22 protein-coding genes and 2 CRISPR repeat arrays are annotated in these 23945 nt (G+C 51.7%); of the genes, 3 read left to right on the top strand and 19 right to left on the bottom strand.

The window, feature by feature from the left end:
• Positions 1–77 precede the first annotated feature (77 nt).
• The 8 genes from truD to cysD all read right to left on the bottom strand — a co-directional run bounded on the left by truD (position 78) and on the right by cysD (position 6160).
• Positions 78–1127, bottom strand: a complete 1050-nt coding sequence (gene truD / locus RHD99_RS04515; RefSeq protein ID WP_183270865.1) for a tRNA pseudouridine(13) synthase TruD — start codon at positions 1125–1127, stop codon at positions 78–80.
• Positions 1124–1603 (bottom strand): 2-C-methyl-D-erythritol 2,4-cyclodiphosphate synthase, encoded by a 480-nt coding sequence (ispF, locus tag RHD99_RS04510; protein WP_309877627.1) that lies wholly within the window; start codon positions 1601–1603, stop codon positions 1124–1126. Before ispF ends, truD begins: the two co-directional genes overlap by 4 nt.
• Positions 1603–2313: a 2-C-methyl-D-erythritol 4-phosphate cytidylyltransferase gene (ispD, locus tag RHD99_RS04505; protein WP_309877626.1), complete on the bottom strand. Its 711-nt coding sequence runs from the start codon at positions 2311–2313 to the stop codon at positions 1603–1605. Before ispD ends, ispF begins: the two co-directional genes overlap by 1 nt.
• Positions 2314–2330: 17 nt before the next feature.
• Complete coding sequence (ftsB, locus tag RHD99_RS04500) at positions 2331–2648, bottom strand: cell division protein FtsB (protein WP_183270425.1); 318 nt, start codon at positions 2646–2648, stop codon at positions 2331–2333.
• A 184-nt stretch (positions 2649–2832) separates the two neighbouring features.
• The gene (locus RHD99_RS04495) at positions 2833–3156 is read right to left on the bottom strand and encodes a DUF3561 family protein (RefSeq protein ID WP_183270426.1); all 324 of its coding nucleotides are present in this window, start codon (positions 3154–3156) and stop codon (positions 2833–2835) included.
• A 51-nt stretch (positions 3157–3207) separates the two neighbouring features.
• Entirely contained in the window at positions 3208–3813 is a 606-nt protein-coding gene (gene cysC / locus RHD99_RS04490) for an adenylyl-sulfate kinase (protein ID WP_309877625.1), read from the bottom strand.
• Positions 3813–5240, bottom strand: a complete 1428-nt coding sequence (gene cysN / locus RHD99_RS04485; RefSeq protein WP_183270428.1) for a sulfate adenylyltransferase subunit CysN — start codon at positions 5238–5240, stop codon at positions 3813–3815. The genes cysC and cysN overlap by 1 nt, the downstream gene beginning before the upstream one ends.
• Before the next feature lie 11 nt (positions 5241–5251).
• Entirely contained in the window at positions 5252–6160 is a 909-nt protein-coding gene (cysD, locus tag RHD99_RS04480; RefSeq protein ID WP_309877623.1) for a sulfate adenylyltransferase subunit CysD, read from the bottom strand.
• Positions 6161–6427: 267 nt separating this feature from the next.
• On the opposite strand from cysD, the gene RHD99_RS04475 reads away from it, so the two are divergent.
• Positions 6428–7468 (top strand): aminopeptidase, encoded by a 1041-nt coding sequence (locus RHD99_RS04475; RefSeq protein WP_309877622.1) that lies wholly within the window; start codon positions 6428–6430, stop codon positions 7466–7468.
• 106 nt (positions 7469–7574) lie between these two features.
• Positions 7575–9066: a CRISPR direct-repeat array (repeat unit 29 nt; unit sequence CGGTTTATCCCCGCTGGCGCGGGGAACAC).
• A gap of 83 nt (positions 9067–9149) precedes the next feature.
• Here RHD99_RS04475 and cas2e read toward each other — a convergent pair.
• From cas2e to cas3, 8 genes are read right to left on the bottom strand one after another with little or no spacing between them, the layout of a single operon-like run.
• A complete protein-coding gene (gene cas2e, locus RHD99_RS04470; protein ID WP_309877621.1) occupies positions 9150–9443 on the bottom strand; it encodes a type I-E CRISPR-associated endoribonuclease Cas2e in 294 nt (97 codons plus the stop codon).
• 4 nt (positions 9444–9447) lie between these two features.
• Positions 9448–10362: a type I-E CRISPR-associated endonuclease Cas1e gene (cas1e, locus tag RHD99_RS04465; protein WP_309877620.1), complete on the bottom strand. Its 915-nt coding sequence runs from the start codon at positions 10360–10362 to the stop codon at positions 9448–9450.
• 2 nt (positions 10363–10364) lie between these two features.
• On the bottom strand, positions 10365–11018 hold the full coding sequence (gene cas6e, locus RHD99_RS04460; RefSeq protein ID WP_309877619.1) for a type I-E CRISPR-associated protein Cas6/Cse3/CasE: 654 nt from the start codon (positions 11016–11018) through the stop codon (positions 10365–10367).
• On the bottom strand, positions 11018–11752 hold the full coding sequence (gene cas5e, locus RHD99_RS04455) for a type I-E CRISPR-associated protein Cas5/CasD (RefSeq protein ID WP_309877618.1): 735 nt from the start codon (positions 11750–11752) through the stop codon (positions 11018–11020). Before cas5e ends, cas6e begins: the two co-directional genes overlap by 1 nt.
• 9 nt (positions 11753–11761) lie before the next feature.
• Entirely contained in the window at positions 11762–12820 is a 1059-nt protein-coding gene (cas7e, locus tag RHD99_RS04450) for a type I-E CRISPR-associated protein Cas7/Cse4/CasC (protein ID WP_309877616.1), read from the bottom strand.
• 26 nt (positions 12821–12846) lie between these two features.
• A complete protein-coding gene (casB, locus tag RHD99_RS04445) occupies positions 12847–13446 on the bottom strand; it encodes a type I-E CRISPR-associated protein Cse2/CasB (protein WP_309877615.1) in 600 nt (199 codons plus the stop codon).
• The gene (gene casA / locus RHD99_RS04440) at positions 13439–15001 is read right to left on the bottom strand and encodes a type I-E CRISPR-associated protein Cse1/CasA (RefSeq protein WP_309877614.1); all 1563 of its coding nucleotides are present in this window, start codon (positions 14999–15001) and stop codon (positions 13439–13441) included. Before casA ends, casB begins: the two co-directional genes overlap by 8 nt.
• Before the next feature lie 27 nt (positions 15002–15028).
• Complete coding sequence (cas3, locus tag RHD99_RS04435) at positions 15029–17689, bottom strand: CRISPR-associated helicase Cas3' (RefSeq protein ID WP_309877613.1); 2661 nt, start codon at positions 17687–17689, stop codon at positions 15029–15031.
• 384 nt (positions 17690–18073) lie between these two features.
• Here cas3 and RHD99_RS04430 point away from each other — a divergent pair, with 384 nt between their 5' ends.
• Positions 18074–18322: a type II toxin-antitoxin system Phd/YefM family antitoxin gene (locus tag RHD99_RS04430; RefSeq protein ID WP_309877611.1), complete on the top strand. Its 249-nt coding sequence runs from the start codon at positions 18074–18076 to the stop codon at positions 18320–18322.
• Positions 18312–18596 carry a type II toxin-antitoxin system RelE family toxin gene (locus RHD99_RS04425; RefSeq protein WP_309879069.1) on the top strand — a complete coding sequence of 95 codons (285 nt, stop codon included), beginning with the start codon at positions 18312–18314 and terminating at the stop codon, positions 18594–18596. The genes RHD99_RS04430 and RHD99_RS04425 overlap by 11 nt, the downstream gene beginning before the upstream one ends.
• Before the next feature lie 122 nt (positions 18597–18718).
• A CRISPR array of direct repeats spans positions 18719–19052; the repeat unit is 29 nt; unit sequence CGGTTTATCCCCGCTAGCGCGGGGAACAC.
• A gap of 325 nt (positions 19053–19377) precedes the next feature.
• Here the strand turns inward: RHD99_RS04425 and cysH are convergent.
• The 3 genes from cysH to cysJ all read right to left on the bottom strand — a co-directional run bounded on the left by cysH (position 19378) and on the right by cysJ (position 23783).
• Positions 19378–20112 (bottom strand): phosphoadenosine phosphosulfate reductase, encoded by a 735-nt coding sequence (gene cysH / locus RHD99_RS04420; protein WP_309877610.1) that lies wholly within the window; start codon positions 20110–20112, stop codon positions 19378–19380.
• A gap of 153 nt (positions 20113–20265) precedes the next feature.
• Positions 20266–21978, bottom strand: coding sequence for an assimilatory sulfite reductase (NADPH) hemoprotein subunit (gene cysI / locus RHD99_RS04415; RefSeq protein WP_309877609.1), 1713 nt, complete (start codon positions 21976–21978; stop codon positions 20266–20268).
• Entirely contained in the window at positions 21978–23783 is a 1806-nt protein-coding gene (cysJ, locus tag RHD99_RS04410; protein WP_309877608.1) for an NADPH-dependent assimilatory sulfite reductase flavoprotein subunit, read from the bottom strand. Before cysJ ends, cysI begins: the two co-directional genes overlap by 1 nt.
• Between the last annotated feature and the right edge of the window lie 162 nt (positions 23784–23945).

The following is a 23945-nucleotide window of genomic DNA, read 5'->3' as shown; positions in this document are numbered from 1 at the left end:
TGCTGATTTTAGTGCAGCTGTCATGAAATTGTTGCAGTTTTTGTAACATTCACCACAACAGCATGTCCAGACCGCAGTTACTCTGCAATATCGACGTAATTGCCCGGTGCGTTCATCAATTCGCGCACCACGCTTGTCGCAAAACTCCCTGCAGGCAGCCAGAAAGTCAGCTCGACAGTGATGTCATCCCACCAGTTCCAGGTGAGGTCTTTAGGCATCAGCAACATGGCTCGACGCGCCGCTTCGACTCGCTCACGCACCAACAGTGACTGCAAATCGGTTTGCCCGGCAACGCATTGCTGTTCAAACTCCAGAGCCGCATTTTGCGTACCCCAAGGGCCATCACCGGGGAGTGGTGCAGTAATCAATAACTCACCGTCATCTACACGTTTTTGCAGAACAGGCAGCTCTTCTTGCGTTGCAACAAACCAACTGCCCCGCCCGGCTAACTGTAATGCATCACCCTCGATAACCTGGTTAAACTCCGGCTTCTTCAGTCGCTCGCTCACGACCTGGTTAAACATCGCGCTACGTGCTGCTGAAAGATAAAAGCTACGCTTATTGCGGTCACGAATAGGTGCATTACTTTGCGCCCAGCGCACTGCCTGATGCAGGTTATTGCCACCCAACCCGAAACGTTGGCTGCCAAAGTAATTCGGCACACCATGATGAAGAACGGCATTAAGCCGTTGTTCCATCTCAGCGCGGTCGCTGACATCGCGCAGCACCAGCGTGAAACTGTTTCCCTTCAGCGCACCTAAACGCAATTTACGTTTATGGCGCGCGTATTCCAGCACCTGGCAACCTTCAAGTTGGAATGCACTCATATCCGGCATTTCTTTGCCCGGAAGACGCACGCAAAACCACTGTTCAGTCACCGCATGCTTGTCTTTCTGACCGGCAAAGCTGACTTCGCGGGCATGTACTTTCAAAAACTTAGCCAGTGCATCGGCCACAAAGCGGGTGTTGCAGCCATTTTTCAGGATGCGTAACAGCAAATGTTCGCCTTCACCATCCGGCCCAAAACCCAGGTCTTCAATGACCACGAAGTCTTCTGGATTGGCTTTGATTAAACCTGTGCCCTGCGGCTTACCATGCAGCCAGGTCAGATTATGCATGTCCATTATTTACGTGCCTTATGTAACAGCGCGACCGCTTCGCAAGCGATACCTTCACCACGCCCCGTAAAGCCAAGCTTTTCTGTCGTGGTCGCTTTAACGTTCACATCATCCATATGGCAGCCCAGATCTTCGGCAATAAACACGCGCATCTGCGGGATGTGCGGAGCCATTTTCGGAGCCTGCGCAATGATAGTCACATCAACGTTACCCAGCGTATAACCTTTCGCCTGGATACGACGCCAGGCTTCACGCAGCAATTCGCGGCTGTCTGCGCCTTTAAATGCGGGGTCGGTATCCGGGAATAATTTACCAATATCCCCTAATGCGGCAGCACCCAGCAGAGCATCGGTTAATGCGTGCAAAGCGACATCGCCATCAGAGTGGGCGAGCAGGCCTTGATCGAACGGTACGCGCACACCGCCAATGATAATTGGGCCAACGCCACCAAAAGCGTGTACATCAAAACCATGTCCAATACGCATTACTTTTTCTCCGTTTGGGTTAACCGCGTGAGGTAAAACTCCGCCAACGCCAGGTCTTCAGGGCGAGTCACTTTTATATTATCGGCGCGGGCGCTAATTAATTCGGGATGGAAGCCACAATATTCGAGTGCCGAGGCTTCATCGGTGATTGAGGCATGTTCATCGAGTGCGCGTTGCAAGCAACTGCGCAGTAATTCCAGAGGGAATAGCTGAGGGGTTAACGCATGCCAAAGGTCTTCTCTGTCGACCGTGTGGGCAATCAGGCTTTTACCCGGCTCGCCACGTTTCATGGTGTCACGCACGGGAGCGGCCAGAATGCCGCCAATTTTGCTGGTCTGGGTAATCGCCAACAAACGCGTCAAGTCATCCAGATGTAAACAGGGACGAGCCGCGTCGTGCACCAAAACCCACTGCGAGTTATGCACCACATTTACTCCAGCGAGTACTGAGTCAGCGCGCTGCGCGCCGCCCTGGATAACCGTTACATTGGGGTTTGAAGCGAGAGGCAATGAGGCAAACCAGCTATCAGTAGGGCTAATAGCAATGACGACATGAGCCACGCGTGGATGAGCCATCAGGCTTGCCACCGCGTGTTCAAGAATAGTTTTATCGCCGATTTTTAGATATTGCTTAGGACATTCCGTTTGCATGCGGCTGCCGATACCTGCTGCCGGCACCACGGCAATTACGTCCGGGGAGGAGTCTGCCATGTAGATTCACTTACGCGTTATTGTCGATTGTTCTGCCCTGCATTATTGCCCAGGCGCTTAGAGCTATCGGGAACCAGGCGGTAGAAGGTTTCACCCGGTTTGGTCATGCTTAATTCATTACGTGCGCGCTCTTCAATAGCTTCCTGGCCGCCATTAAGATCGTCAATTTCGGCAAACAGCTGATCGTTACGCGCTTTGAGTTTGGCATTCGTCGCCTGCTGTGCAGCAACGTCGTCATTCACTCGCGTCCAGTCATGCACACCGTTTTTTCCAAACCACAGCGAATACTGCAGCCAGACCAACAAGGCCAGCAATAGTAGCGTTAGTTTACCCATCCTGCCCCCTGAAAAACGGCACAATCGTCGCACAAAATTTTAGCGGGCTCCGCTTTCGGTACAAAGCGAGCCTTCATATTTGCGGCAGAATTTATCACAGATTGCGACGACATGCGCGTTTGCAGGTGAGTTAGCGGCCTTGCAGTCATAAATAGTCTGTTACGGTTTGGTGATTATTTAAAAGTTAGCCCATTAGCCACAAGAAAAGCATGCCAAACATCAGGCCCACCGCTAACACGGTTACAATGCAGCTGATAAGCAAACGTCCACGCAACAGAGAGTGTAGAGCAATCCCCACGATGACAGCGACAGGTAAGAGTGCCAGGAAGAATGGCCACGTATACAGGAAGAAAAAGAGAGTATTTGGGCCATAGATCAGGAAGGGAATACCCAACGCAAGCAGCCACGCCAAAAAGCCGATGAACGCCCCAGTTAAAGACCAGGTCGTCTCTTCGGTACTGGGGCCAGGTTCAGCCGATGTAATAACCAGGTTGGTGCCATTGCGCATAACGAATCCGTAAACCCTGCAAGCCAGGCACATGAGGCGCCCGGCAATGTTCTAGGTTTTGATAATAACGTCACGACGCAACAGGTCTAATAATTGGGCAATCAAATTTGTTACCAATTGTTCGCCGTCTAAGTGTATTTCCGGGCGTTCTGGCATCTCATAAACCGAGTCAATTCCGGTGAAATTTCGTAGCTCTCCGGCACGGGCTTTTTTGTACAAACCTTTTGGGTCGCGCGCTTCGCAGATAGAAAGTGGTGTATCAACAAATACTTCGATAAACCGCCCTTCTCCCATACGGTCACGAACCATCTGGCGTTCTGCACGATGGGGCGAGATAAATGCAGTCAGCACCACCAACCCGGCATCTACCATTAAGTTGGCAACTTCGCCGACGCGACGGATATTTTCTTTACGATCGGCGTCGCTAAAACCGAGGTCACTGCACAAACCGTGGCGAACATTGTCGCCATCAAGTAAGTAGGTGCTCACACCAAGCGAGTGTAACGCTTCTTCCAGCGCGCCCGCGACGGTGGATTTTCCCGAGCCCGAAAGCCCGGTAAACCACAGCACGACGCCGCGGTGCTGGTGAAGCTTTTCACGCTGCTCCACCGTGACCGGATGCGCATGCCAGACGACGTTGTCGTCGTGCTCAGCCATTATTTGCCTCCCAGCAAATCACGCGCGCCCCAGTGAGGGAAGTGACGACGCACCAGAGCATTGAGTTCAAGCTCAAAGGCGCTGAAAGCTGACGGCTCTTGATAAACCTCTTGTTGTGGCTCGCGCACCATACCGGCACCGACCGTCACATTGGTCAGGCGGTCGATGAAAATCAGCCCGCCGGTAACCGGATTGTCCTGGTATTTATCCAGTACCAAAGGTTCGTCGAAAGTGAGATCGACGAGGCCGATACCATTCAGCGGCAAACTCTCGACGACGCGCTGCGTCAGGCTATTAATTTCAACCTGATAATGGATGTTGTCGACGCGCGCACGGGTCTTCTTGCCTGCAACTTTAATGTCATAGCTTTGGCCCGGCACCAGCGCTTGTTCCGCCATCCACACCACGTCAACTTTCGCCGTTTGTACCGCAGGCTGCACATCGCTGGCATCGACCAGCAAATCACCCCGGCTGATGTCGATTTCATCTTTCAATACTAAAGTGATGGCTTCGCCCGCAGCGGCTTGTTGCAAATCTCCATCAAAAGTCACAATTCTCGCAATGGCTGATTCGACTCCCGACGGCAGAACTTTAACGCGTTGCCCGACGGTCACCACGCCGGATGCCAGCGTTCCCGCATAACCCCGGAAATCCAGATTCGGGCGATTCACATACTGAACCGGGAAACGCATCGGCTGCTGTTCAACCACACGCTTCACTTCAACCGTTTCCAGAAGCTCCAACAACGTTGGGCCGCTGTACCAGGGCATACTGCTGCTTTGGGTCGCCACGTTATCGCCTTCAAGCGCCGACAGCGGCACAAAGCGAATATCCAGATCAGCAGGCAGTTGCTCGGCAAAGGTCAGATAGTCTTGTTTGATCTGCTCAAATCTCTCTTCGCTGTAGCCCACCAGATCCATTTTGTTGACCGCCACAACCAAATGTTTGATCCCCAATAGCGTGGAGATAAAACTGTGGCGACGCGTTTGATCCAGCACACTTTTGCGCGCGTCGATCAATAAGATCGCCAGATCGCAGGTTGATGCACCTGTGGCCATGTTTCGGGTGTACTGCTCATGTCCCGGAGTATCAGCAATAATGAATTTGCGTTTTTCGGTAGAGAAATAGCGGTAAGCCACATCAATCGTGATGCCCTGTTCGCGCTCGGCTTGTAAGCCGTCCACCAGTAAAGCCAGATCCAGTTTTTCACCCTGCGTACCGTGGCGTTTGCTGTCGGTATGCAGCGATGAAAGTTGATCTTCATAAATTTGGCGCGTGTCATGCAGCAGACGGCCAATCAGCGTGCTTTTGCCGTCATCGACGCTGCCGCAGGTCAAAAAGCGCAGCAGGCTCTTATTTTGCTGGGCGTGCAGATAGGCTTCTACACCACCCTCGTCAGCAATTTGTTGTGCAATAGTCGTGTTCATCTGGCGGTTCCTTAGAAATAACCCTGGCGTTTTTTAAGCTCCATGGAGCCGGCCTGGTCGCGGTCAATTGCCCGCCCTTGACGTTCACTGGTGGTCGAAACCAGCATCTCTTCTATGATCTCCGGCAGCGTTTGCGCTTCAGATTCCACGGCACCGGTCAGCGGCCAGCAGCCCAGGGTACGGAAGCGCACCATTTTCTGCTCAATCACTTCACCCGGCTGCAAATCGATACGGTCATCATCCACCATCAGCAACATGCCATCACGCTCCAGCACCGGACGCGGCGTGGCCAGATATAACGGAACGATGTCGATATTTTCCAGGAAGATGTATTGCCAAATATCCAGCTCGGTCCAGTTTGAAAGCGGGAACACGCGAATGCTTTCGCCTTTATTAATCTGGCCGTTGTAGTTGTGCCACAGTTCAGGGCGCTGGTTTTTTGGGTCCCAGCGATGGAAACGGTCACGGAACGAATAGATACGTTCTTTGGCACGTGATTTTTCTTCGTCCCGACGTGCGCCACCAAAAGCGGCGTCAAAACCGTACTTGCTCAGCGCCTGTTTCAGCCCTTCGGTTTTCATGATGTCAGTATGTTTGGCGCTACCGTGCACAAATGGGTTAATCCCCATCGCCACGCCTTCCGGGTTCTTATGAACCAACAATTCAAAGCCGTAATTCTTCGCGGTACGGTCACGGAAATCGTACATTTCGCGGAATTTCCAGCCGGTATCAACATGCAGCAGAGGGAACGGAAGTGTGCCTGGATAGAAGGCTTTACGGGCCAGGTGCAACATCACCGATGAGTCTTTACCGATGGAATACATCATAACCGGATTGGAAAATTCAGCGGCAACCTCACGGATGATATGGATGCTTTCTGCCTCCAACTGCCGTAAGTGTGTGAGTCGTTTTTGGTCCATAACCATCCCTTAACCGAGGTTAGTACGGAGGGTCATGGCCCGCCGTTTAAAAATTCATGGGGAGACTATACGGCGGTGGTTTATTTGTTATGAAATTACGAATTGGAATGAGTTGTTCCACAAAGGAATAACGTTGCGGGAAAGTAAATTACAAAATGTGCTTAACCAACGTGATAGCGTGGGTTTCAGAGGATTTGAAATTGTGTAACGTCCATCACAGTTTCATACTATACGGGCAAAAAATTTCCCATTTAAAAAGGACCCACTATGTTTTCCGCATTGCGCCAAACGCTTACCAGCCTGGCGTTAGGGATTTGCTGTACCTCACCGGCATTTGCAAACACTTCGCCACCAGGTGAAATCGCCGGACAACAAACGCGCCATATCGCCACGATGTTTCCAGGGAGAATGACAGGTAGCCCTGCGGAAATGATGGCTGCGGATTACCTCAATCAGCAATTTAGCCAACTTGGCTACCAAAGTGATATTCGCCGCTTTAACACCCGTTATCTGTACACCACTAAAGAGGGTCATCAGAGCTGGCATAACGTCAGCGCAAGCTCAGTGATTGCTGCACGGGAAGGTATTAATCCCCAGCAAATTATTATCATGGCGCATCTCGATACGTATTCGCCGCTCAACGATAACGATGTGAATAACAACCTTGGTGGTTTGACGCTACAGGGCGTGGATGACAATGCTTCAGGCCTTGGCGTGATGCTGGAACTCGCCACCCGTCTGAAAGATATCCCGACACGTTATGGCATCCGTTTTATCGCTACCAGCGGTGAAGAAATTGGCACCCTGGGTGCGGAAGATGTCCTGAAACGCATGACGGCCAGCGAGAAGAAAAATACGCTGCTGGTGATTAATCTCGATAACCTGATTGTCGGCGACAAACTCTATTTCAATAGCGGTAAATCGACGCCGGCGGCCGTCAGCAAACTCACGCGTGACCGTGCATTAGCGCTGGCGCGCCAGCTGCATGTTCAGGCGACGACCAATCCAGGCACTAATACCAAGTATCCAAAAGGCACAGGCTGCTGTAGTGATGCAGACGTGTTTGATAAAGCCGGGATCCCGGTGCTATCGGTGGAAGCGACCAACTGGTCACTTGGCAAGAAAGATGGCTATCAGCAACGGGCAAAAAGTAAAGCGTTCCCTGATGGAAGCAGTTGGCATAATGCCTTGATTGATAACCAACAATATCTGGATAAATGGTTACCGCATCGCATCGAGAAACGCAGCCATGATGTCGTGCGCGTGATGCTGCCATTAGTGAAAGAGTTGGCGAAAGCGGGGAAATAAAGGGGCGGGAAATACTGCTCTGGTGCTAATTCCATGCGATTGGTTGTCGGTTATCCCCGCTGGGCGGGGAACACAATGACAATGCTGCGCTGATTGTCGGTCCGTTCGGTTTATCCCCGCTGACGCGGGGAACACTCATCCGTAATTTTCGCGTTATCGTCAAAATCCGGTTTATCCCCGCTGGTGCGGGGAACACGTCATGTAAAAGGCGGAGTTAACGTTGTTGTCCGGTTTATCCCCGCTGGCGCGGGGAACACCACTGCGCCATCATTTGCCCGGATTCCTCCGCGCGGTTTATCCCCGCTGGCGCAGGGAACACTCCAGAATTTCTACATCGTCTGCTGTAGCACCCGGTTTATCCCCGCTGGCGCGGGGAACACCATCCATTGGGCATTGAAAATGATGACTCAATCGGTTTATCCCCGCTGGCGCGGGGAACACCACCTGTGGCAGACATACGCCGGATACTGACTCGGTTTATCCCCGCTGGCGCGGGGAACACCGACTGAAATCCAGTGTTTCATATCTCGGCTCCGGTTTATCCCCGCTGGCGCGGGGAACACATGCGCAGACCTGACCCCTGCGCGTGGACCAGCGGTTTATCCCCGCTGGCGCGGGGAACACGCACACGCGCAAAGATGAAGGGGGTGAGCGTGGCGGTTTATCCCCGCTGGCGCGGGGAACACGTATTATTGATGAAGATGATAAGCGTAATGCACGGTTTATCCCCGCTGGCGCGGGGAACACACAACGCCCGGCGATCCCCCGCCAGAAATCTGCGGTTTATCCCCGCTGGCGCGGGGAACACCCCGCACACGGTCGGTACACCGCTGAACATTTCGGTTTATCCCCGCTGGCGCGGGGAACACTTTGCCTCATGTCTGGCGCGTGGCAATCCGGCCGGTTTATCCCCGCTGGCGCGGGGAACACGATTTGATGACGGGATAGAGAGCGTAGGAGCCGGTTTATCCCCGCTGGCGCGGGGAACACAACGCACTAGGCAGCAGTGGGTCGCGCCCGCCCGGTTTATCCCCGCTGGCGCGGGGAACACAGGCTGTAATCAGACAAAATCGCCCGCTCGGTCGGTTTATCCCCGCTGGCGCGGGGAACACGGCGTTCGTGAAATGTGCCAGGAAGCGGCCCGCGGTTTATCCCCGCTGGCGCGGGGAACACCCGGAAATCTACGCGGGTATCCCTAACGTCCACGGTTTATCCCCGCTGGCGCGGGGAACACGTATAAGTACGGTTTTTGCCATGGTCATGTCTCGGTTTATCCCCGCTGGCGCGGGGAACACGTTAGGGTGATCACGCCAGATATAAGCGATTTCGGTTTATCCCCGCTGGCGCGGGGAACACTACGTCAGGTTGTGCTGTTAGGTGCTGCGGCTCGGTTTATCCCCGCTGGCGCGGGGAACACAAAGCGCGAAGGTTATCGACATCAGCATCGAACGGTTTATCCCCGCTGGCGCGGGGAACACAAGAAGCGCGAGACGCAACACGTCATCACGCGGTTTATCCCCGCTGGCGCGGGGAACACTTCTAACCGTTCGCCGCGCACCGTTCCGCGCCTGGTTTATCCCCGCTGGCGCGGGGAACACTCTTAGCGTATATGACTGATCTACAATGATTTTTCAGTCACGAAAATTCCACCAACTTTTCCTTATTTTTAAAGAACCATAACTCACTGATTTTCAACAGGGTAAAACGAAACTAATCTCAGTCCATCAAGATCCACCGGCATACGTCTGTTTTCGCCCAATGTTTGAAAGTCAAATCCTGACTCGCTGTTTACCGCCCAGGCCATCACAACATTTCCAGCCTCCATCAGCTCAGAAATCTGCAGCCAAATCATTTCACGAACTTTACGAGACACATCTCCCACATATACTCCAGCTCTCACTTCGATCAACCAAACTGCAAGCCGACCCCGTAGCCGCGCAGGCACATTCTCAGTAACAACAACGATCATGCTCATACCGCTACCCTCTGTGCCCCGCATCGCTCAATGAAACAGGTTCGGGAATTGCAGGGGGCTGTGCATCTGCAAAAGGTGCAGGCAAATCTATTTCACCTGCCGCAAGCACTTCTTCAATTAGCGGGATGAGTCGTGCCAGTGTTTTTTGGCTACGGAAAACATCACAGCAGGCCAGTCGAATATCCTTATCAGGGGTTGCAGGATTGCGGGCAGCTATTTCGAACGCGACAGGCACAACACCATCAAATTTCACGATATCGGCGATATCATAGACAAATGAAAGTGGTTTACCTGAATGGACAAAACCGATGGCTGGCGCATAGCCTGCCGCCAGAATAGCGGCTTCAGTTATCCCGTATAAACATGAAGTCGCTGCGCTGATACATTGATTTATCACGTCACCTTTTTCCCAATCTTTGGGATCGTAACGTCGACCATTCCATTTTACGCCATACCGTTTAGCCAATAATGAATAGGTCTGTCGCACCCTAACACCTTCAATACCCCGCAGTTGCTCAACGGAGCGTCGGCTGGGCGCTGGTTCACCAAAACGCAATTCAAACATCTTGCGAACCACTTTCAGACGCAAATCTTCATCCAGCGCCAGTTTTGCCTGGTACAACAACCTGTCCGATCGAGCACCGCCCGGCTGGCCACTGGCATACATTCGCACTCCAGCCTCCCCCACCCAGACAAGCAGCGTTCCTGTCATTGCAGCCAGTCGCACCGCCGCATGAGAAATACGGGTACCCGGCTCGAGCATGATGCAGGCCACCGATCCCACGGGAATATGCGTACGTATCCCCGTTTTATCGATTAAAACAAAAGCACCGTCGATAACATCAATTTGCCCGTACTGCAGAAATATCATTGAAGTACGATCTTTCAGTGGGATGGGAGACAAAGGGATATAACTCATATTTATCCCCGACGAATCAGCATCAACCCACAGCCCATCGCTTTACTTTTACCCAACCCGTTTCTGAGCGTCTGCATAAAGAGTGGAGCATCCGTCACCTTGAGGCATCCGGCAAAATCCACGGTGGTGAATGTTATGGGCCGCTCTCCGGATTTACGGGTAAAGCGCTGGCGCTGCTGGCCGACAACTTGCACGTCCTGTGGCTCAACAGCAAAGCCCCCTCTTTCACCCTGAGCTTTTAACCAGGCAAATGCGGCTTCATTTTGTCTGGCTGCGAATTCACTCGGGTCTGTACCTTGCAGTTTGGCCTGGTACTTTGCATCCATTAAGACATCGCTTCGCTTGCCGTTACGTGTCACCACTGGATTTGCACGCAAAGCAAACGTCAGCGTCATTCCATCCACAAGTTGAGGCATGAATGGCTTGCTACTAATAGAAAACAGAGAATCTTCGGCAACAGGTGCAACCTCCGAGAGCAGATAAAAATGCGCTCCTTGCGGGGTGGATTCATGGCGAAATAAAAACTTCCTTTCACTCTGATCTGCAAAGAGCTGCCATAGCCATTGGTGGCTGGCGTAGGAATGTGCGCTCTGCCATTTTTGCCACATGCCGGAGGGCATTCTCGTCAAATCAAGTGAGACTCGGGAAAGAAACATCAGCACTCCTCCGTGAGATTGCCCGAATGCTGAACGCGGGTAGTAAATTGCCAGCGAGCCCGGCTGAGGGGTTGATCGCTACGTTGCTGAGTGGCGAATTCAGATACACCTTCATGTTCACCTTCCCAGACGCAAAATAACTGCGCTGAGCTAATCGCTGCCAGTTCTTCACAATGAAAACCGTAGCTGCTGTCGCCATAAGCTTTATGGAACACCTCCGCCAGCGTTCCCTCGATAATCTGCGGGTTTAATGGCAAAGCAGGCGGGCAGGATTTTCGCCCCAGATAAAGGGGAAAAACGGGCATCCGTAACGCCGCAGCTAACGCCTCAAGTGCAAAAGGTGCATCGGGTGTTTCCCGTACCGCGATGTGATAACAGGCATCACAACGGTACTCACGTGAAGTCAGCATGGTTCCGGGCTCTTCCGATGAAAGAATCAGTTCATCGCGGCGCGTGTAGTAACGACGCTTGCGATTCTCTTTCGGCACCTGAACCGTGTGGTAATCACGCAGCCACTGCTCGCGTGATGAAAGCGGCCTGATAGCAAATTGATAATGCTGATTAAAAGACTGAATTTGCTGTTCGTCTTCCCGCTTAATGCCTAACGCCGCCGCCAGCAAGCCAAGCAAAGCAGAACGGCTGGGGACCGTCGAGGTGTGGCGAACTTCGCCCACAGCGGCCTCCCCCCAGGAAACAAGCGGTGCATAGAGTTGGAAGATCAGATATCGGGACATCATCACTCCTTACTGGCTGACAAAGTTCAGCAGTTCCTGAAGGGTGCCGTCGCCCGATTCCACATTCATTTCATAGCGATGTTCGTTGGCCTGCAGCCCATAAGCGCGAGTGAATTTCTGTTGCTGCTGTTGCAAGCGTGTAATGGCTTGAGTCTGCTGATCTTCGCCACGTACCGGGCTGAAGAATGCGACCGATAGCGCCCGCGGTTGCTGCGCGCCCTTTTCAGCCATCACATAAGAAGCCCAGGCGCGAGAAGCAAAACTGTTTTGTTTACCACCCGGAGAAACAGTTAACGCGGTTTCAGTCAGTGCACGTAGAGTACGTTGAACCAGTTCTTCGTTACCCCCCAGATTTTCCAGCAACAAGTCGCGGCTAATGCAGATGTAGCTGTAGAAAAGTGCCGAGGCGAAGCCTTGCTCCCCCATGTGAGCTGAACCTGAATCTTCTTTTCCATTTAGATCATCAACAGCAGTAAAGAAATCCTCTTCAACTGTGACGGCACTTACCCCCAGCGCATGTGCCACCTGGCAGGCGGCTTCCACATTGAATCCAGGCGACGAGGCCAGCATGCGGCCAAACAGAGCAATATCCACCGCTTGTGCGTTTGCACGCAGTAGTTTTAATTCTTCTTCGTTCGGTTCACGCTTTTGGTCAATGAGCACTGCGGTCAGGTCTTCAATCGCCTGATGCTCTTCTGGGCTGATATGAACGAGCTGTTCAATATCGTACTTGGCATGAAGATCTTTCGCGTTTTTCTCGTCTTTCTTCGCTGCACCAAATTGTTTAGCAATCGCCATTGCTGAATATTCGGCAATTTTTCCCAAGCCCGCATTATCGAGCTTAATAAATATCTCTCTTCCGAGGCGACGAGTACGGGTACCAATATGGCCACTTAATGCACCTTCAAAAACTTCGGAAGTACGCCAGGCTCGTTTCAGGCTTTGCGATGAAACACGCAGGCGCTCAACGCCACCCATAATGGCGGTTTTCGGGCGACCGGTATCGTCACGGTTCAAATTAGACGGAGCATAAGCGGTAAGAATGTGAAGCTGAATAAACGTCGTCATAATAATTATTCCATTAATTTAAAAGATTATTTTTCGGTCGCCAGCAGATATTCACTGGCCCAGCGCACACTGAAACGCTTAAACGGATTGTTGTCGGCTGGCCGGTTTTCTTCCCTCTCCTGCCATTCACGCATCCAGAGGATAATGCCGTCGGCTAATGAAACGATATTGACGCCCTTATCACCCCGCAATTTCACGGCCCGCGTGAGCTGGCTGCATAACTCAGTTGGGGTTCTTACAGCTAACAGGCGATCAAAACGCAAGCGAGACAGGCAAGGATTCGATCCATTGATTTTTTCGCCAAGCTGACGTGCAAAACTGGTCTTTGGATCATCATTTCGTACATGAGAGACAACATAAGCCACAATTGCCAGCGCGAAGGTATCGCTCTGCCGTAAGCGCGTTGTGGTGGAAAGCGACTGGTTTAGTTGAAAAAATGCAGTGGTGGTTAGTGCTCCGAAAGGTTGAGCACTGCGGCGTAATTCAGCACGCCAGGCTCGGCCATTCGTCGCCACCCCCTGACGCTGGTTATTGCGTTCCTGCAAAAAATCAAACCACTGGCGCAGCACTTTTGCAGCAGCCGGATCGGTGAGTATCACCGGTTTTGCGGTATCAACTTCAAACATCCTGTTTCTCCTCGCATTCATGCGTTTGCTGCAACAACACTTTTAAACATTTCTGTTTATTGAAATTTTTATTGAGATTTAATCTGGCGCGCAGAATACGCGTGAGGTCTGCAACGTCATCTGGGTTAGTAAAAGCGCGCTCATCGAATGCCTGGAACAGATAATCCCGTAGCGATGTGTGCCAGAGGCGCAAAGCCTCACGCGCTTCAGGCTGTGTGGCTGATGGATATTGGTTAAGGGATTTCCACAACGCGCTGAAATCAGCTTCGGTTTGCTGCCAGAAAGCGGTATCAATGAAGCCAAAGTCACCTTTCGCCTCTTTTGGGGTTTCAAACCAGGCTTCTTTTAGCGCATAACGCAATAAAGGTAGAGTACCGGTTGCAAGCTCAACGGCCAGTTGCAACAGATCTTTTAGCTCTGCCTGATGCTCTTTTGGCAACGTGGACAACGCCAGGTGATGTTCATACCAGCAGCGTGCTTTGGCGTTATCCATGTCATAGCCGAAACACCAGAGGTGAGTCAGTTTTGGCACCGTATTCATACGAACCACTTTGGCGGGAAACGTGCAGTTGAGCTTCTCTTCCGACTCAACCACCAGCCCGAGCCAGTCTTTATAAGCCAGCCCGCCAGGCTGCCCTTTTAACGGGATCATCGGCGCTGCGATGTCTTTTGCTGCCCGGCGATAAGGTGAGAGAGGGTGGGTCCATGAGTCGTACTGCACGCCGTAGTTTTTACTGCGGATTTTGGTCAGCAAGCTTTCGTGCATTTCTCCACATAAATCACACTCACCCGGCTGCGTTTGGCTGAAATCAATCTCCAGACGGCGTGGCATTCCCCAGTAAGCTTGAAGTGCGTGGGAGTTTTCTGGCGTGACAATGTTTTTCGGGGTTTCGCTGCTGCGAGTCGCTGCCAGCCAGGGGAAAATCAGGGGTAATTGTTCTTTTTGCCATTCGTCACGCGTAGGCATCACATTTAGCCAAATTTTCCGCCACAGCGCGGCGTCTTTTTGCCGCGGCATCAGCAGCGTGGTCATTGGCCCGCCGCCACGCATACTGGTGCGAAATCCAGCCCCAGCAGCAGGGGAATTGGTCTGCACGGTATACAACGCCATCGCGGCACAGTGCGGGCAAAATTGCTGGTAAAGACTTCGTTTAACAAAGTGATCTTTATTGAGCTTCAGCGTATTGCCGCCAGGCGCGTCGACCAGCAGGCCGGATATCGACGAGGACTCAACGGGTAACGTGTCGAAATCCTGCAAAAATGCAGGTTTCTGCGGGCCAAAATTGAAGGCTTCTGCAACCCCTTCCAGCGCCTCATGCCAGCATGTCGGCTCAATGCCGTCGTCCCAGATATCATCCCACTCTTGTTTATCCCGCGGTGGGATCGTGGTCTGCATCAGGCCAATCAGCAACTGATAAGCGGCCCCCTGGAAATCTGCACGCGGCCAGGCCAGCTCAACAATATCGTTATCGAAAATCTGCCGTGGTGATATTTTCCTGTGCTGCCCGCTACGGTCGATAGCGGGTAGCCAGGGATCAGCGATCAGTGAAAACATGTGTTTTCTCCTGCATAAAACTCCCTTTTATTTATCTGCATCATTCAGCAGACCTGATTCGTTACTATAAAACTCTGACACCTTTCCTCTCTCCAGCAGCGCCACCTGCGCCCCCGGATTGCGAATTTTTAGCCGCAGCTGCTCCAGGGCATCGCCCTCCAGATGCGGGATATTGGCCGCCATTTTTCTCCATAGTGAGTCACGAACAGACACCCGGCTTTGCTCCCAGGCATAAGCCTCGCCCTCGGCATAGGGTTCACCGTCTTGCCAGGCCAGATAGAGATCGGTAGTGTCTTCACTCAAACGAGTCGTTAGCTCTACATCATCCCAGGGATAATCACTGGCAGCCCGCTCGTAGCCATTATCGCGTCGAAGCAGCGTTTGAGCCGCTGCCCCACTGGCACTGAGATTTTTGCCATAGGTGTCGTTACTCGCCCGCTGCAAACCAGTTGGTGCAGCAATCAATCCCGTATACACCGTTTCGACTAACTCACGGGCATCTTCCGGCATTCGAATTCCCCCCTTTACCCGCAAGATGTGCTGCGTCCGCCACAGGCAAGCATGATCGCCATAGACAAAACTCGTCCCTGGAATGGATTCTTTTAACCAGTCAGGTTGAGGATCGGCCTGCCACTCAGGCGCAAAAATATGGAGCACGGGAGGAATTCGCGGGCCACGCTGATGCCGTTGCAGGCGGCCAGCGCGTTGAATCAGCAAATCAATCGGAGCCAGATCGCTAATCATAGTGTCGAGATCGATATCGAGACTTTGCTCAATAACCTGCGTGGCGATAAGCACCTTGCCGCGCCGGGTGGCTGCCGTGCTCTCTTTGCCAAATTGGTCCAGCGCCTGAGTTTCGATGCTCATTCGGTCAACAAACGCAAAGCGACTGTGGAACAGCAACAAATTTTCCGCCGGAATATTCCCGCGTTCATTGAGTTGGCGATATACCTCTACCGCCTCATCCACCGTGTTTCTGATCCAGCAAATGCACTGCCCGTCGTTTACAGCTTGCTCAATCAGTTCAACTGCCTGTTCCGCTTGCGTCAGCCATGCAACGCCAACCTCACGGGCAACGTCGGGGCGCGTGGGCGTAAAACTTTCATGAAGAGATTCGGTTGTTAGTAATGAAAACCACGGATATTGCGCATCTGGATCAGGGGCAGGTAATTTGCCTCCCGTCCCCTTCTGGAATGCCCGCAGTAATTTGTTACGCAGTGAATAAGGCAATGTCGCGCTAAGGATTATCACACTACCGCCCTGAGCAGCATGGAAGGTAAGCAGCCCTTCAAGCAGGCGAACCATGTAACTATCATAAGCATGGACTTCATCTAAAATCAGTAGTTTGCCAAAAAGCCCAAGCAGCCGGAGCGACTGATGTTTAAAAGGCATCGCCGCCATTAATGCTTGATCAAGCGTACCGACCCCGACTTCAGCCAGCAGAGATTTTTTCCGGGAATCAGCAAACCACGCGTTGCAAGCACTGCTCGCCGCACTTTCATCTGCCGCATACTGATGCTGCCCGTGGTTTTCGCCACTCCACAATGAATGATTAAACGCATCAGACATATGACGAGCGCCATGCGCAAGAACTAGCGAAGGTGTGCTGTTTTGGGTAAATAAAGCGCGATAAGCCAAAGAAAGGCGGCGAAACATGGCGTTTGATGTCGCCATCGTGGGGAGCCCAACATACAGGCTATCGCCCTTTCCGGCAGACATCAGGCGGTGCGCCAGAATAAGCGCAGCCTCTGTTTTCCCGGCACCGGTGACATCTTCCAGAACCAACAATTGCGGGCCAGGTGCAGAAATATCTATCTCCAGCGCTTTTTGCTGGAGCGGTGTCAAATGTTCAATAAAGGGGAATAGCGCCAGGTGAGAATCAAAGGGCTCGATAGCAGAGGGAACGTGTAATTGCTGTAATACTTGCTGCGCCTGACTTTGCGCTTGTTGCCAGTAATCGGGAAGAGGAAGAACATCGCTCACAAGCGGGAAATAAGCCTGGTTCGAACCCATCCAGTCGGCCAACACAGTCAACCCAGCCAGCAACCAACTTTGCTGTTTTAACTTTTCCCGCCAGGCCTTGTCGGCAAAGCATTCCGGTAAGGCGACGATGCCAAGCAACTGCGACAAATCGGCCAGCCAGGTTTCCGCTGCAATTTTATCTTCTGCAGTAAAAGCCAACGATCCTTTTACTTCATTTTCAGTTTTTGGCGGTTTTCCGTGGTGGCCCGTCGCGATACTGAACCAAGACTCCAGTGCATACCCGAAAAGTCTTTTCTGCTCACAGGGAGGAACAGCATGACAAACATCCTCTTTCCAGCGAGGTTCCAGGTAATCCTTCCACAACCAGTAACCCAGTGAATCATGATCACCGTGATAACTTTTTCCACTGACTGGTGGGACTAATAAAGGATGAATTTCGCTACATTGCTGCTGAAAACCTCGAGAAAATTTTCCAAGATCATGAGCACCAAGAACCCATGCAAACCAGCGTGCTGCCTCATCGCGAGCAAACCCAAGTTCAGCAAAAATTTCCGCCGCGTGAAAGTGGTTACTCATCACCATCTGCCAGCCACATGCCGCAACATCCAGGCTGTGCCAGGGCAATAAATGGTAAGCAGCCCCTTCAAGGTCGCTTTTACGGCGTGTTTTTCCCCAATAACAGAAATAGCCAGATGGGTGATTCATTAACGATTACCGAATAAACATGAGGCGGCTAATAGAACGCAAATGAACAAATTGGTTTGTGATAACGGTCGGTTAATCGAATTCTTTATTAATAAGTTACAAATACTAATGAATGTTTTTATTTAAGATTATTAATCAATAAGAACTAGAGAGACGTTCTTTTAAGATGATGATTTGTTGGTTTATTTCCGCAGAAGTGGGGAAGATTTCCGTCAACTTTATTGCTGCGGATAAATAGAAATGGCTGGACAAGTTATCAATTCATTCGCCGATAATAATATGCATTATGGCTTCCATCTTAAAGGAAAAAAAACCTTAAAAGCACTTTATAAAGCACCTTTAAGGGTGCTATATTAAACACTCTTTCAATAGAGGTATCACACTATGCCTTTCAATATCCTTAGCAGGGTTGCAGCAAATATTACCGACTTGAAAAAAGACCCTATGGGGACGGTTCAAGCCGGTGAAGGCGGCGCGGTGGTCATTCTAAATCGTAACGAACCCGCTTTTTACTGTGTGCCAGTGGCTGAATATGCCGCTTTACTTGAGATCCGCGAAGATATGGAATTAATGCGGATTGCGCAGGAACGCGCAGATGAAAAAGGAATTAAGGTTAGCCTTGATGAGCTATGAACTTGAGTTCAAACCCTCTGCACTCAAAGAGTGGAAAAAGCTCGGCCACACAGTTAAAGCACAGTTTAAAAAAAAGTTAGCCGAAGTTTTAGAAGCGCCACGCATACCGGGATCTCAATTACACGGCGGTAAAGACCACTACAAAATCAAACTAAAAAGCGTGGGTTATCGCCTCGTTTATGAGGTAAACGATAAAACAGTTACCGTGATTGTGTGCGGTATTGGTCGCCGCGATGATGATGATTTTTACGATACCACCATGAATCGTCACTAAGCCCCGTGAGGGGCTTTTTTACATCGCAACACCGCCCCTATTACGACAGTCTTGTGTTATCTCGGTTTATCCCCGCTGCGCGGGGAACACTCGCCAAAACTGCGACTGCAAATGATTTGCTCCGGTTTATCCCCGCTAGCGCGGGGAACATGACGCCGAAATCGTTGCCGGTATTTTTGGTGCCGGTTTATCCCCGCTAGCGCGGGGAACACCTGGACGCCGGCATAGTATTTTTCGATATATTCGGTTTATCCCCGCTAGCGCGGGGAACACGCTTTTGATATGCCATTATTGAGCGTGTAAAACGGTTTATCCCCGCTAGCGCGGGGAACACGTTATCTGTGTATTAGCGGTGATGGTAGCGCCCGGTTTATCCCCGCTGGCGCGGGGAACACCGCATGATGCAGCGCTACCAGAATAACTATCACGGTTTATCCCCGCTGGCGCAGGGAACACCCTTAAAATAACTCTTTGATCTGCATGTTTTTTTAGAAGAAAAAATTCACCAGTTTTCTTCGATTTTTAAAGTGCGTTAACTCTTTGAGTTTATAGAACTAAAAAACTCCTTTACTAGCAAGTTGCAGGATTCACCAAAAATTTTAAATATGCCAACCTGATGTGTAACTTTATTAACTAATCAGCAATTAATTAGTGAGTTGTTGATTGGTGTCAGTTATTGGTAACTCGGGGAAAGGAATGGGCAGAAAAATCGGTTATACCGAAATTAGAGGATCTTTTCGCCCCCTCCCTAAAAGAGAGAGGGCTAATACAAAGCGATAAATCAACCTTCGTGTAGCCCGCATTCACGCTTGAGACCGAAGAAACGGGTTTCTTCTTCCGCCATACCTTCTTCCCACTTACGTGTGGTGTGGATGTCGCCAACGGAGAGATAACCCTGATCCCACAACGGGTGGTATTTCAGGCCATTGGCGGTCAGATACTGGTAAACCGTGCGGTTATCCCAGTCGATGATCGGAAGAATTTTAAACACGTCACGTTGAATCGCCAGCACGGGTAAATTCGCACGACTACCCGATTGTTCACGGCGCAAACCCGCAAACCAGGTTTGCCCGTTCAATTCACGCAGTGCCCGGTTCATCGGCTCCACTTTGTTGATGTCATTGTATTTTTCAATGCCTTCAACACCTTGCTCCCACAATTTACCGTAGCGAGCTTCTTGCCAGGCCGCACTTTCCTTCGCACTGAATACTTTCAGGTTCAGCTTCAGTTTGTCGGTCAGTTCATCAATAAATTGGTAGGTTTCCGGGAACAGATAACCGGTGTCGGTCAGGATAACCGGAATATCCGGAAACTGGCGGGTGACTAAATGCAGGCTTACCGCCGCCTGAATACCAAAGCTTGAGGACAGCACAAACTCGCCCGGCAAGTTTTCCAGCGCCCAGCTTACGCGCTGTTCGGCGGTGAGTTTTTCAAGCTGAGTGTTGGCCTCGGCCAACGCCATCACGCGTTCGACTTTGGGCAATTCGTTCAGCGCTTTTAAATCGAGTACCGACATACGTGCCTCGCTTGTTAATATTGACCCTCACCCCGGCCCTCTCCCTCAGGGAGAGGGGGAAAACAATGCAATCCCCTCTCCCTCAAGAAAAGGAGAAAACCGGACGATCCCCTCTCCTGAGGGAGAGGGTTAGGGTGAGGGCGAAGGGGAAAATTAGTCCCACAAATCCCGAGCCGGATCGAGCACCGGGCGAATAATCCCGGCACGGATGGTGAAATCACCAAAGCCTTCATCCGCTTCACGCTCTTTCGACCAGCGTCCAACCAGTTCATCAATAGATGCCAGAATCTCGGGTTCAGTAATGTTTTCGCGGTACATACGCGGAATACGTGTGCCGATTCGGTTGCCCCCGATATGCAGGTTGTAGCGCCCAGGCGCTTTACCCACCAGGCCGATTTCTGCCAGCATCGCGCGTCCACAGCCGTTCGGGCAGCCTGTTACACGCGTCACAATGTGTTCATCTGGCACATGGTGTTTTTCCAGCACTTCTTCCACTTTAGTCACAAACTGCGGCAAGAAACGTTCAGCTTCAGCCATTGCCAGTGGGCACGTCGGGAAGGCGACGCAGGCCATCGAGTTTTCACGTTGTGGCTTCACCGCGTTCATCAAGCCGCTTTCTTTCGCAATTTTCTCAATCGCAGCTTTCTCAGAAGCAGGAACCCCTGCGACGATCAGGTTCTGGTTGGCGGTCAGGCGGAAGTCACCTTTGTGGATCTTCGCGATCTCCATCAGCCCTGTTTTCAGCGGACGATCCGGATAATCCAGAATACGGCCATTTTCGATAAACAGCGTCAGGTGCCATTTATCATCAATTCCTTTCACCCAACCAATGCGATCGCCACGTCCGGTAAATTCATACGGGCGAGTCGGCTCAAAAGTGATGCCCGCACGACGCTCAACTTCAGCTTTGAACACGTCAACGCCGACGCGCTCAAGGGTGTATTTAGTTTTTGCATTCTTACGGTCGGTACGGTTGCCCCAGTCGCGTTGCGTGGTGACAACGGCTTCCGCTACCGCCAGCGTGTGTTCCAGCGGAATGTAACCAAACTCGCTCGCGGTGCGCGCATACGTCGCTTTGTTACCGTGTTCAATAGACAAACCGCCACCCACCAGCAGGTTGAAGCCCACCAGTTTGCCGTCTTTGGCAATCGCGATGAAGTTCATGTCATTGGCATGAAGATCGACGTCATTCTGCGGCGGCACGACGACTGTGGTTTTAAACTTACGCGGCAAATAGGTTTCGCCCAGGATTGGCTCTTCATCGGTGGTTGCGACTTTCTCTTGATCCCACCAAATTTCAGCGTAAGCACGGGTGCGCGGCAGCAAGTGTTCGGAGAGCTTTTTCGCCCACTCGTACGCTTCCTGGTGTAGTTCAGACTCCACCGGGTTTGAAGTACACAACACGTTGCGGTTCACGTCGTTAGCGGTTGCCAGCGCATCCAGCCCGACTTCGTGCAGCATTTCGTGAGCCGGTTTCACGTTCTTTTTCAGAATGCCGTGGAACTGGAAAGTCTGGCGGTTAGTCAGACGAATGCTGCCGTAAATGGTTTTGTCTTCGGCAAATTTATCAATCGCGCGCCATTGCTCAGTGGTGATGATCCCACCCGGCAGACGACAGCGCAGCATCATGGCGTGGCGCGGTTCGAGTTTTTGTTCAGCACGTTCAGCACGAATATCACGATCGTCTTGCTGGTACATACCGTGGAAACGGATCAGCAAAAAGTTATCGCCTCTGAAGCCGCCAGTCAGCCCGTCCTGCAAATCTTCTTTAATAGTACCGCGCAGATAATTGCTTTCGCGTTTCAGACGCTCGGCGTCAGACAGCTTGCCTTCGACCACTAATGGTCCTGGGTGTTTTTCGCTCATTAGTAGACATCTCGCTGATAACGGCGCTCAACGCGCAGCTCACTTAAAAATTCATCGGCCGTTTCAGTGTCCATACCACCAAACTCGGCTACCACTTCCAGTAATGCATGCTCAACGTCTTTTGCCATGCGATTCGCATCGCCGCAGACGTAAATGTGGGCACCTTCTTTAATCCAGTTCCACAGTTCCGCGCCTTTTTCGCGCAGTTTATCTTGTACGTATATTTTGTGTTGCTGGTCGCGGGACCAGGCAAGATCGATGTTGGTCAGCAAGCCATCTTTGACGTAACGCTGCCATTCCACCTGATAGAGGAAATCATCGGCAAAGTGTGGGTTACCGAAGAACAGCCAGTTTTTACCCGTTGCACCGTCGTTTTCGCGCTGCTGCATAAAGGCGCGGAACGGAGCAATACCCGTACCTGGGCCAATCATAATGACCGGTGTTTCCGGGTTAGCTGGCAGGCGGAAGTTATCATTGTGTTCGATGAACACGCGCACTTCGCCGTCTTCTGTAAGACGATCCGCCAGGAAGCCGGATGCGCCACCGGTACGGGCACGGCCTTCGATGTCATAACGCACCACGCCAACGGTAATGTGAACTTCGCTTTCGGCTTCAGCCTGTGAAGACGCGATGGAGTACAGACGCGGCGTCAGCGGGCGCAGCAAATCAATAAGCTGTTCGGCCGTTAATTCTGCCGGAGCGTAACGCACCATATCGACAATCGGTGTGCTTTGAGCGAAGTGTTGCAGTTTGGTTTTATCGCCCACCAAATCCAGCAGCGCCGTGTTGCGGGTCACCTGAGCGTATTTCTCAACGATATTCGCGGTATTGATGGTCAGCTCAAAGTGCCACTCCAGCGCCTCACTCAGCGGCAGCGTTTTGCCATCGACCGTGACGCTCTCGTCGCCTTTTAGCCACAGCAATTCAACCAGTTCTTTTACCAGTGCAGGATCGTTTTGATACCAGACGCCCAGTGCGTCGCCAGGCTGGTAGCGCAGGCCGGAATCGCCCAGGTCGATTTCAAAGTGGCGCACGTCTTTTTCTGAATCACGGCCCGTTATTTTCTGATTCACCGCAAGCGTTGCCGTCAGCGGTGCTTCTTTCGTGTATGGGCTGGTGAAAACTTCGTTCACTGCGCCTGTCGAGGTCAACGCTGCTTGTGCCGGAGTTTCTGCGGGTACTCGGGATTTCAGAACATCGACAATTTTTGCACGCCATTGCGCTGCTGCGGGCTGGAACTCAACATCAGTATCCACGCGATCCAGCAAGCGCTCACCACCGAGTTCCGCGAGTTTGGAATCAAAGTCTTTACCGGACTGGCAGAAGAATTCGTAAGAAGTATCACCGAGGCTAAATACAGCAAACGCTGTACCGTTAAGTTTCGGGGCTTTTTTCGAGAACAGGAACTTGTGCAACGCAACCGCTTCTTCTGGTGGCTCACCTTCGCCCTGCGTTGACGTCACGACAATCAGCAGCTTTTCCTGGGCTATTTGTTTGAATTTATAGTCGCCCGCGTTCACCAGATTGACGTTCAGTTTAGCTGCCAGCAGATCATCGCGCAGTTGTTCGCTGACGCGGCGTGCGTTCCCGGTTTGGGAAGCTGAGATCAGTGTGATAGCCGGTACTTCAGCCGCAGTTGGCAGTGCCGCAGCAACATTGCCCGGTTGTTGATTGATCATTCCCCAGAAATAGCCCGATATCCAGGCCAGCTGAGTCTGCGAGAAATCTGTTGTCGCCGCCTGGAGGCGTGCCAGTTGCTCCGGGGTTAGCGGCAGCAATGCGGTCGGTGGAGCCTGAGTTGTCATGCGTTGTGGGTTCCAGTAGCAAAAGATCCGTTTTTAAACATCAACGGTAAAAAGCATTCATAGGGTAAGGTTAACCATCGGGATAATAACAATTAAAGAAGGGATAGAAATAACAAATAACAAAAACGACTAACCACTTTTACGGGTAATCCATAACGGCAA

Origin of the sequence: Buttiauxella selenatireducens (assembly GCF_031432975.1) — a bacterium.
Classification (GTDB): Bacteria; Pseudomonadota; Gammaproteobacteria; order Enterobacterales; family Enterobacteriaceae; genus Buttiauxella; species Buttiauxella selenatireducens.
The sequence above is the reverse complement of the archived record's forward strand: the minus strand, read 5'-3'. Positions and strand labels throughout refer to the sequence as shown.